At 39.4% G+C, this 10,456-nt stretch carries 6 protein-coding genes, 2 tRNA genes and 1 rRNA gene; 8 read left to right on the top strand and 1 reads right to left on the bottom strand.

Going from position 1 to position 10,456, the window contains the following annotated elements:
* Positions 1-50 precede the first annotated feature (50 nt).
* The 8 genes from rrf (at position 51) to serA (ending at position 5,299) form a co-directional block, all read left to right on the top strand.
* Positions 51-166 (top strand): 5S ribosomal RNA (gene rrf / locus C3007_RS09830).
* A gap of 11 nt (positions 167-177) precedes the next feature.
* Positions 178-254: transfer RNA gene (locus C3007_RS09825), tRNA-Asp, on the top strand.
* An 8-nt stretch (positions 255-262) separates the two neighbouring features.
* Positions 263-338 (top strand) — tRNA-Trp (locus C3007_RS09820).
* A 647-nt stretch (positions 339-985) separates the two neighbouring features.
* Complete coding sequence (locus C3007_RS09815; protein ID WP_103854276.1) at positions 986-1,357, top strand: ComEA family DNA-binding protein; 372 nt, start codon at positions 986-988, stop codon at positions 1,355-1,357.
* Between the two features lie 149 nt (positions 1,358-1,506).
* The gene (gene rdgB / locus C3007_RS09810; protein ID WP_103854275.1) at positions 1,507-2,121 is read left to right on the top strand and encodes an RdgB/HAM1 family non-canonical purine NTP pyrophosphatase; all 615 of its coding nucleotides are present in this window, start codon (positions 1,507-1,509) and stop codon (positions 2,119-2,121) included.
* The gene (hemW, locus tag C3007_RS09805) at positions 2,121-3,281 is read left to right on the top strand and encodes a radical SAM family heme chaperone HemW (RefSeq protein ID WP_103854274.1); all 1,161 of its coding nucleotides are present in this window, start codon (positions 2,121-2,123) and stop codon (positions 3,279-3,281) included. The genes rdgB and hemW overlap by 1 nt, the downstream gene beginning before the upstream one ends.
* A 102-nt stretch (positions 3,282-3,383) precedes the next feature.
* Complete coding sequence (gene rpiA / locus C3007_RS09800; protein ID WP_103854273.1) at positions 3,384-4,043, top strand: ribose-5-phosphate isomerase RpiA; 660 nt, start codon at positions 3,384-3,386, stop codon at positions 4,041-4,043.
* Positions 4,044-4,066: 23 nt separating this feature from the next.
* Positions 4,067-5,299: a phosphoglycerate dehydrogenase gene (gene serA, locus C3007_RS09795; protein ID WP_103854272.1), complete on the top strand. Its 1,233-nt coding sequence runs from the start codon at positions 4,067-4,069 to the stop codon at positions 5,297-5,299.
* Positions 5,300-5,412: 113 nt separating this feature from the next.
* Here serA and C3007_RS09790 read toward each other — a convergent pair whose 3' ends face one another.
* Positions 5,413-10,275 (bottom strand): DEAD/DEAH box helicase, encoded by a 4,863-nt coding sequence (locus C3007_RS09790; RefSeq protein ID WP_207763695.1) that lies wholly within the window; start codon positions 10,273-10,275, stop codon positions 5,413-5,415.
* Positions 10,276-10,456 lie beyond the last annotated feature (181 nt).

Here is a 10,456-nt window from a genome sequence, read left to right as displayed (position 1 = left end):
TTTATTTTGTTAATTTATTTTTGTTTAAGTAAATTAACAAAATAAAATTTTTTGGCAGCTATAGTGTAGCGGACCCACCTAATTCCATGCCGAACTTAGAAGTGAAACGCTATAACGCCGATGGTAGTGTGGGGAATCCCCATGTGAGAGTAGGTCACTGCCAATTATCAATTTTGCGGAGCGGTAGTTCAGCTGGTTAGAATACCTGCCTGTCACGCAGGGGGTCGCGGGTTCGAGTCCCGTCCGTTCCGCCACTTCATTTAGGGGCGTAGTTCAATTGGTAGAGCACCGGTCTCCAAAACCGGGTGTTGGGAGTTCGAGCCTCTCCGCCCCTGCCATCAGATATCAAATTTTTCTTATTGCTCCAATTTTTTCATTATTATATTTTAAGTTTAGTTTAGTTTAGTTTTCTTTTCTTTTGCTTTTCTGAAATTATCATAATTGAAAAGAATGATGGTTATCAGAGTTTTTGTATTCCTATGCTTCCATATTTTTTTGCTTTTAGTATGAAAAACCTATTAAAGGGCTGTATTTTGTACATTGTAAATGCTAAGCGCAATTACAAGAGTAAAACTTGATGAGAAAATCAGATTAATGAGAGAACGAGTAAAAAAAGCAAAGCATAATGTCAGAGAGCTTGCGAGTACAAGCTTAAGGACAAGGCTTTGGAAGATAAAATAAGTAATGCATTCCCCTCCCAAGAATAACCAAAGGCAATGATAGAAATACCATTATCTTTTCTTTTTTAAACAATCTAAGCCGAACGTGTTTATTATGGCTTGTTAAGCTATCAAAAATAGATTTCACTTTTTTATTTTTTGCACTTTCTTATATCAAATTGCCTTATTTATTCTGTTTATTTTTACGATCGTGATCGCAAAAGTGCGGTGCTTTTCTTGCGAGTTTTTGTATTGGAATGCAAAGTATCACTGCTGATTTATTCAGTATTTATACTTTTTTGTTTCTATGAATAAGGAAAACCGTAATGAAAATTAAGACAGTTCTATCTTCTTTATTGTTATCAATAGGCTTGTTAAGTAGCTTTTCTGTTGTGGCTCAGTCTCAACTAAATGAAAAAGTCAGTTCTAGTACCGATCAAGTTTTGACGGATACAATCAAAGAGAAATCTTTCGTTGGCGAAAAATTGAATATCAATACCTCTACAGCGAGTGATATTCAACGTTCGTTGGTTGGTATTGGTGCGAAAAAAGCTGAAGCGATTGTTGAATATCGAGAGAAACACGGCAAATTTACCGCAGTAGAACAGCTGTTAGAGGTTCAAGGCATTGGGAAAGCAACATTAGAAAAAAACAGAGAACGTATCGATCCTTTATCATTTAGTGAAGATAGCAAATAGAGATCACAATTAAAATGCACTATACTAATCACACTAAGTATATGGCATAAACATATTATAGCTGAATGGAGATCATTATCTGGTTTCCTCTCAATGAGTGTTACAAGGGCGACTTAGTGGTCGCCTTTTTTATTTTATAAGGATCAACAATGAAACAAAAAATTGTGCTGGCTACGGGTAATCAAGGCAAAGTGCGCGAAATGGCCGATGTGCTAGCAGATTTTGGCTTTGAGGTGATCGCACAAACGGATTTAGGCATTGAAAGCCCCGAAGAAACAGGCTTAACTTTTGTGGAAAATGCCTTGTTGAAAGCGCGTTATGCGGCCAAAATGTCAGGTTTGCCCGCCATTGCTGATGATAGCGGATTAGTTGTGAATGCACTCAATGGTGAACCAGGGCTATATTCCGCTCGTTACGCAGGTGTTGATGGCGAGCAAGCCGATGCTGAAAATCGTAAAAAGTTATTACAAAAATTAGCTAACGTGCCAGCTGACGAACGCCAAGCGAAGTTTGTGAGCTGTATTGTATTATTGCAACACGAAACCGATCCTTCGCCAATTATTGCGGAGGGGGAATGCGCAGGTGAAATCACTTTTGAAGAAAAAGGTGAGAATGGCTTTGGCTATGACAGTCTATTTTTCTATCCTGAAAAAGACCGCACTTTTGCTGAGCTTGATACCCCAGAGAAGAAACAAATCTCACATCGCGCACGCGCATTAGGCGTGTTAAAAGCACGCTTACAAGCCAAAGAGCGGTCAAAATAATGCAAGTTTTTCCGCCGCTTTTTCCGCCATTGAGCCTTTATGTGCATATCCCTTGGTGCGTGCAAAAATGCCCTTATTGTGATTTTAATTCCCACGCGCAAAAAGGCGGTATTCCCGAACAGGAATATATCGCGCATTTGTTGTCTGATTTACGCCAAGATCTGGCGCGCTATCAAGCAAGCATTGGTGGGCGAACGCTACATTCCATTTTTATTGGTGGTGGCACGCCAAGCTTATTTTCAGCACAAGGCATCGCGCAATTATTGCAAGGCATTGAACAGCAAATTCCCTTTGCGCCAAATATTGAAATCACCTTAGAAGCCAACCCTGGAACGGCAGAAGCGAGCCGTTTTGCAGGCTATGTGGAAGCTGGGGTGAATCGCCTTTCTTTAGGCATACAAAGTTTTGATGATGAAAAATTGCAACGCTTAGGACGCATTCATAATTCTGAGGAAGCCAAAAGCGCGGTGCAAATGGCAAAAGATGCGGGTTTTAAACGCATTAATTTAGATTTAATGCACGGCTTACCAAATCAGACTCTTACGCAAGCGCTAGATGATTTACGCCAAGCTATTGCCCTTGAGCCGAGCCACCTTTCTTGGTATCAGCTCACCATTGAGCCAAATACAATGTTCGCCTATCGTCCGCCTACATTGCCTGATGATGATGCGCTATGGGATATTTTCGAGCAAGGTCATCAGCTTTTAAGCCAAGCAGGCTATGGGCAATATGAAACCTCTGCCTATGCCAAAGCCGGTGATCAGTGTCGCCATAACCTGAATTATTGGCGCTTTGGCGATTATTTGGCGATAGGCTGTGGTGCGCACGGAAAATTGACTTTCCCGAATGGCGATATTTTGCGTTTTTCCAAAACTAAGCACCCGAAAGGCTATATGCGTGGGGAATATTTATATGAAGAAAAGCCAATCCCCCTTGATGAGCGTCCTTTTGAATTCTTTATGAATCGTTTTCGCTTGCTTGAGCCAGTGCCAAAAATCGAGTTTGAGAATTTGACGGGATTATCTTGTGATGTGATTGCAAAACAAATTGATTGGGCGAAATCACAAAAATACATTCAAGAAAACCACCGCACTTGGCAAATCACCGAGCAAGGTAAGTTGTTTTTAAACGAATTGTTAACAGAGTTTTTACCCGAATAGGGCTTGTATCTGCCCGTGAATGGGATTAAAGTAGATGCCTTGTTCGCAAACGTTTACTTATAGCAAATTTGAACACAGATTTTATCAATGAAGGGAAAGAATATGGATCAACTCGCAATGAAAAAGCAAGCTGCACAAGCGGCATTGCAATATGTTAAACCTGATACGATTGTGGGCGTGGGCAGTGGCTCAACGGTAAATTGTTTTATTGAGGCCCTTGGCGCAATGAAAGATGAAATTAAAGGGGCTGTGGCGGCATCTAAAGCATCAGAAGAATTATTGAGAAAACAAGGCATTGAAGTATTTAGCGCCAATGAAGTGTCAAGTTTAGATATTTATGTTGATGGCGCTGATGAAATCAACCCACAAAAAATGATGATCAAAGGGGGCGGCGCGGCATTAACGCGAGAAAAAATTGTTGCCGCACTGGCGAAAAAATTTATCTGCATTGTGGATCAAAGCAAACAAGTGGACGTGCTAGGTTCAACCTTTGCTTTGCCGGTGGAAGTGATCCCAATGGCGCGCTCGCAGGTGGGGCGTAAATTGGTCAGCCTTGGTGGCGCACCAGAATACCGTGAAGGCGTGGTAACCGATAACGGCAACGTGATTTTAGATGTGTATAATTTCCCAATTTTAAATCCAATCGAAATGGAAAAAACCTTAAATAACGTGGCAGGTGTGGTTACCAACGGAATTTTTGCCTTGCGTGGTGCGGATATTGTGATTGTCGGCACACCACAAGGCGCAGAAATTATTGAATAATTTTTTTGATTATGGAGAGCAAAATGTCAGCAAAAGTATCACTGGATAAGTCTAAAATTAAATTTGTACTGCTCGAGGGCGTACATAAAAATGCCGTTGATGTGTTAAATGCCGCAGGCTACACCAATATTGAATATCATAAAAAAGCCCTTGAGCCAGAAGAATTAAAAGAAGTGATCAAAGATGCGCATTTCTTAGGTATTCGTTCCCGCACACACTTAACTGCTGATGTATTAGAATGTGCGAACAAACTCATCGCCGTGGGCTGTTTTTGTATTGGCACCAACCAAGTGGATCTTGAAGCGGCAAAAATGCGTGGTATCCCTGTGTTTAATGCACCATTCTCTAACACTCGCTCGGTGGCTGAGCTGGTATTAGGCGAAATTTTGCTCTTAATGCGTAATGTCCCGCAAGCCAATGCCGAAGTGCATCGTGGTTTATGGAACAAATCTGCCACAGGCTCACACGAAGTGCGGGGCAAAAAATTAGGGATTGTTGGCTACGGACACATTGGCTCACAGCTCAGTATCATTGCGGAATCGCTAGGTATGAATGTCTATTTTTATGATGTTGAAACCAAATTGCCATTAGGTAACGCACAGCAGGTAGGCTCATTAAAAGAATTACTTGCCAGCAGCGATGTGATTTCTTTGCACGTGCCTGAAAATGCCTCTACGAAAAATTTAATGAATGCCGAGCGTATCGCCCAGCTTAAAGAAGGGAGCATTTTAATTAACGCCGCCCGTGGTACGGTGGTGGACATTGATGCCTTAGCCGCTGCAATTAAAGCAGGCAAAGTGCGTGGTGCCGCCCTTGATGTGTTCCCAACAGAACCTGCTTCGATCAATGAAGAATTTGTTTCGCCATTGCGTGGTTTGGATAACGTGATTCTCACCCCGCATATCGGTGGTTCAACGGCGGAAGCACAAGAAAATATCGGCACTGAAGTGGCGAGCAAATTCGTGAAATATTCAGATAACGGCTCAACACTTTCTGCGGTGAACTTCCCAGAAGTGTCTTTACCAGAACACAGCAGAACCAAGCGTTTATTGCACATTCACGAAAATCGCCCAGGCGTGTTAAACCAAATCAACCAACTTTTTGTCGGCGCAAATATCAACATTGCCGCCCAGTACCTACAAACCGATCCGAAAATTGGTTATGTGGTTATTGATGTGGAAACCGATGACTGCTCACAACTTTTACAACAACTGCGTGAAATCGACGGCACGATTCGTGCAAGGGTGTTGTATTAAGCATTTGTTAGGGTTTGGATTTTAAGCTTAACGAAAAAAGAAAAGTGCGGTGGAAATTTTATGAATTTTTTCACCGCACTTTGTTTTTAGATAAGTTGTGATTTTTGCGTTAATTATTCAATTTCTAATTTTGGTAAACTTTGTACAATTTCTCTGGTACGTAAACTCACCGTAATCACACGTAAGAATAATTCCAATGGATATTTTGGATTGTGCATTGTTTCTTTTGCCCAATCGTTAGCATCGTTGATTAAACCACTGTCTTTATCCACTTTAACGGATTGACGTTCCATTACCCATTCTAAGGCGGATTTACCGTTTACAATATAATCAAAGGCTTCTAGTGGGATATTTTCAATGGTGAATTTCTCGTTATATTTCACTTTGCTTTTATCTGCTTTTTTCACAAATTTCATTTTTTCTACATAGAAATCTTCAGGTTTAAAAGCAATACCGCCACCGGTGAGCTTATCTTCAATAATTTTTAATCCACCAGAAAATAGTACGCCATCATACATTGGCACTTGATCATAATGTAAATGAAGTTCTGCTAATGCGCGTCCGGCTTGTACAAACAGCCAAAAATCTTTGATGTTTTTCACGCGTGGAATACGAGGAAGTTGTTTTTTCAAATTATCGGCATAACGCTCACGATATTCTTCACTGTGTAATAGGCCGTAAATATAGTAGAAAATATCCTCTTTTTGAATATTAAAATCAGCATAATATTCGGTGAAATAAGTCAATCCTTGATCGGTAATAGCATCAGTGCGATGATATTTCCCTTGCTCTTTTTTATCTTCTTCGTATAAATAAAGCGGAAAGCATTGACCATTTGCTAATAATTGCACATCAGGAATTATACTTGAGATAATTGCAGAGAATGCTTTTGTAACACCTAATCCAGTAACACAAATCACCTTATTTTCCGCAGTTGGGGTTGGGAATATTTTAAGCATTTGGTAAGTTCTTTCATTAAATACTTTATCATAATAAAAATTAGTTTTTGTAAATGGTCTATATAACGATATAGAGAGTTTTTCTGGCTTAATTGATGCTTTTTCTAATCTAATAAGTTTAGCCTTGAGAGTATCACTCCAACTTATCTTTTTACTATCAAGTGTAATAATCTTATTAACACTCAAATTAGGATTTTCCTTATGTTTACGTTGATATATTATAACTTCTTGATTATAAACATTAATCATTGAGGTCATATTATAAATAAGCTTTTCTTTTGCAAAGTTATATACCCAAACATCTCGATTAGTTTTTACTCCATTAGAGTAGTTATCAAATATTACAGATGGTTCATTACCTGTTTTATCACCAATAGCTATATTTTTAGTGAAAATGGTATCACGTTGATTTAACCAATCATTAAATTCATCGGGAATAATTTCTTGCCAAGCATTTTGTTGGGAAATGCCTTTAATGCCTTTAAATTCAATGATTTTATCCAGCTTTTCTTGTTTTTGAAGATAATCACCGATATCACAAAAATAGATTTTGCCATTTTTTGTACTATCAGGGTTTTTTACCAAAATAGAGATAGCTGTTGGCGTACGAATATCGAAAATATTTCCGCCTTCTTTTTTGGCTTCTTCACCAGAAGTACGAGAGTTTCCACGCATATGAAAAATATATAAACTTGAAAATTCTTCAGCGAGGCATTTACGCACCCCTGTTGCAGCATTACTATCAATAAAGCTTGCATTAGTGATAAAACCAACTACACCTTTATTTTTAATGCGATCAGAAGCCCAACGAATCGCGCGGATATAGCTGTCGTAAAGGCTGTTTTTGTTGGCGGAATTAGAAAATTTTGCATAAGTATCACTAATGCGTTGATCTAACAATGGATAAGCAACATTTGCATTGTTATCGTTAGCATTAGTTTGCCTGGCTGAATAAGGCGGATTACCGATGATCACCTGAATATCCAGTTTTTTCTGGCGTTTACGGCGAGCGGAGTTTTCTTCCAAAATGGCATCAACCAAATCTTCTTTTTCATAGAGTTGGAAGGTATCGGTTAAGCAGATGCCTTTAAAAGGTTGATAGCCTTGTTTTTTAGCTTCATCGGGTTCTTCATTTTGTGCTAATAAGGCGTGATAAACCGATTCAATATTAATTGCCGCAATGTAATAAGCCAGCAACACTATTTCATTGGCGTGAATTTGCTGATATTTATTCGGCAGTTTATCGATTGGAATTAAGCCACTTTGCAATAAGCGGGTGATAAAAGTACCAGTTCCTGTAAAGGGATCAAGAATTTGTACGCCATCATCAGCAAGAGAGGCGTTAAATTCTTGTTGTAGCACATCTTCAACACTATGCAGGATAAAATCCACTACTTCAATAGGCGTATAAACAATGCCAAGACGTTCTTGCATTTTAGGGAATGCGTTATTAAAGAAAGATTCATAAAGTTCTTTGATAATGCGTTGTTTGCCTTCTGGGGATTGAATATTACTGACTCGGAGCTGAATGCTTTCATAAAACTCTTGTAAGCGTTTGGTTTCCGCATTGGCAATATTTTGCCCTTGTAATTTATCAATGGTGTTCTGCAGTGCCATTGACATTGGATTATGCGCACTAAAGTTATCATTGGCGAACAAGGCATCAAATACTGGTTTGGTAATTAAATGCTGTGCCAGCATTTCTACCACATCGCTGTCGCTAATGGCATTGTTGAGATCATCGCGTAATTCATTTGCAAAAGCATTAAAGGCTTCACGTTGTGCTGTGTTCTGTGGATTTTCTAAAATGGCATTAATGCGGTCAATATGAGTTTGTGCAATTTTTGCCACGTCCGCTGCCCAATCTTCCCAATGGGTTCGATTGCCACATTTTTTTACGATTTTTGCCACTAAAGCCCGTTCAATTTCACCCACTTCAAATTGGAAGTCAAGTTGCTGACCAGCAAAGTCATCATTACTTTTGTTGCCAATATTGTGTTGTCCACGCCCTGATTTATCATATTTTTTCTTATTTGATTGCTGTTTTTTAGTTTGTTTTCTAAAGATTTCACTAATGACTGAAACCACTTCAATTTTGTCTTTTGCTGCACCATCAAATTCCATTTTGTTGAGCATTGCATCAAAGCGGTCATCGTGTGAACGTAACGCATTTAATACTTGCCAGACCACACGATAATTTTCATTGTCATTCAAGGCTTCTTCTGGGGTTTTATTGGCAGGAATTACCACAGGTAAAATAACATAGCCACGTTTTTTGCCTTCCGCTTTTCGCATTACGCGGCCTACGGATTGCACAACATCTACTTGTGAATTTCGAGCGGTTAAAAAGAGTACAGCGTCCAAGGCTGGGACATCCACCCCTTCAGATAAACAACGGACATTAGATAAAATTCGGCAAGTTTTTTCACCAGAATCCGCTTTTAACCAATTAATTTTACTGGATTTTTCACTGGCATTCATTGAGCCATCAACGTGTTCTGCTTCGCATTTTAAGGTGAGCGATTGATTCAGACTTAATTCTGGATTAATTTCATTAAGCGCTTCAATTTCTTGTTCTTGATAAGCAGTTACTACGGTATCAAACATTTCAGCAATGGCTTTGGAGCTGACTTTATGTTTTGACCCTTTATAATCTTTTTCAATAACTTGACAAAAAGCTACCGCCCTTTTCATTGGTTGGCTATCGTCAGCAAGTTCATCTTCAACCCCATATTTAGATAAGGCTTTCCAACAACCCACAATTTTTGCAGCATCATCTACTTGAATTTCATTATTTTCTCGATTTAGTAAATATTCTAAACGGCGATTAATATGACTTTCTTCTACGGCTAAAACGAGAACTTTGTAATCTACAAGTAATCCTCTTTTTACCGCGCTTGAAAAGTTAATGGTGTAAAGTTCATCTCCAAATAGATTTTTATCATCCATTGAATAAACGATAACACCTTCAGTTTTTTTAGCATCTTCGGTATAAATGCGAGGGGTTGCTGTCATATAAAGACGTTTATGGGCATTGATATAATCGTTGTTGTGAATGCGTACGAATGCAGATTCATTTTCGTCATCATCAAAACTTGCGCCCGTTGTACGGTGCGCCTCATCACAAATAACTAAATCGAAAGGAGCTAGCCCTTTTTGTTGGGCTTGATGAATAACATCTATGGAATGATAGGTCGAAAAAACAACGCTCATAGCCTCATCATTATGCCGAAATGTTACGGCTTTAAATAGGCTATCAGCATTTGTAGTTGCGGGGTATTGCAATTCGTGAATTTGTGTTTGCACTAAGTCATTGTTATCTTTATTCTGCTTTCCTACATCGCTGTCAGAGCATACTGCAAAACTATGTAATGGAATATCAGCTTCTTGCGTCCATTCTGTTAAGCTTTGAGAAAGTAAGGCAAGGCTAGGTACTAAAAAAAGTACACTTTTTCCTTTTCCAGCAATCTCTTCGGCAATTTTTAAAGAGGTGAAGGTTTTCCCCGTACCGCACGCCATAATTAATTTTCCGCGATCAGCGGTTTTTAATCCGTCTTTTACAGCATTTAATGCAGAAATTTGATGTTCTCGTAACGTTTTTTTCTCACGAGTTTTTAGCTCTTGGCTTGGTTGGAATGATGACCAGTCAATTAAGCTATTTTCTAAAGCGGAACGATCAATAACGGTTACTGGTGGTTGCTGATCATTCAGGGATTCAGCCGCATTTTCAGACCAGTGATCTGTGGTAGTAACAATCAAGCGATGAGAAAAGATTTTTTTGCCTGAAGCCGTGAAAAAACTATCAATATCACTTTTTTGAATGCGGTGATCTGGAGAGTAATTTTTACATTGAATTGCAGTGAATTTTCCTTCAAAATCAATAGCAACTAAATCAATGCCGGTATCGGTTTTTCTTGTTCCTTCAGGTTGATATTTTTCCACCCAGTCGGCAAAGGTGAGAACTTCTTGGTATAAATCGCGGTAAGCTGGTTCGTGAGTGAGATACTGAATAGTCAAATACTCAAAATAAGTACCTTTTTCACGTTCAGTTAAAGAAATGTCTTGATAGGTTTTTAATAGATGGGATAATCCTGCTGGCTGGCTGGCTGGCTGGCTGGCTGGCTGGCTGGCTGGCTGGCTGGCTGGCTGGCTGGCTGGCTGGCTGGCTGGCTGGCTGGCTGGCTGGCTGGCTGGCTGG

This window comes from Avibacterium gallinarum (assembly GCF_002921135.1).
In the GTDB taxonomy this organism is placed as follows: domain Bacteria; phylum Pseudomonadota; class Gammaproteobacteria; order Enterobacterales; family Pasteurellaceae; genus Avibacterium; species Avibacterium gallinarum.
Note: the sequence above shows the minus strand (reverse complement) of the source record. Positions and strands in the feature narration are given on the sequence as shown.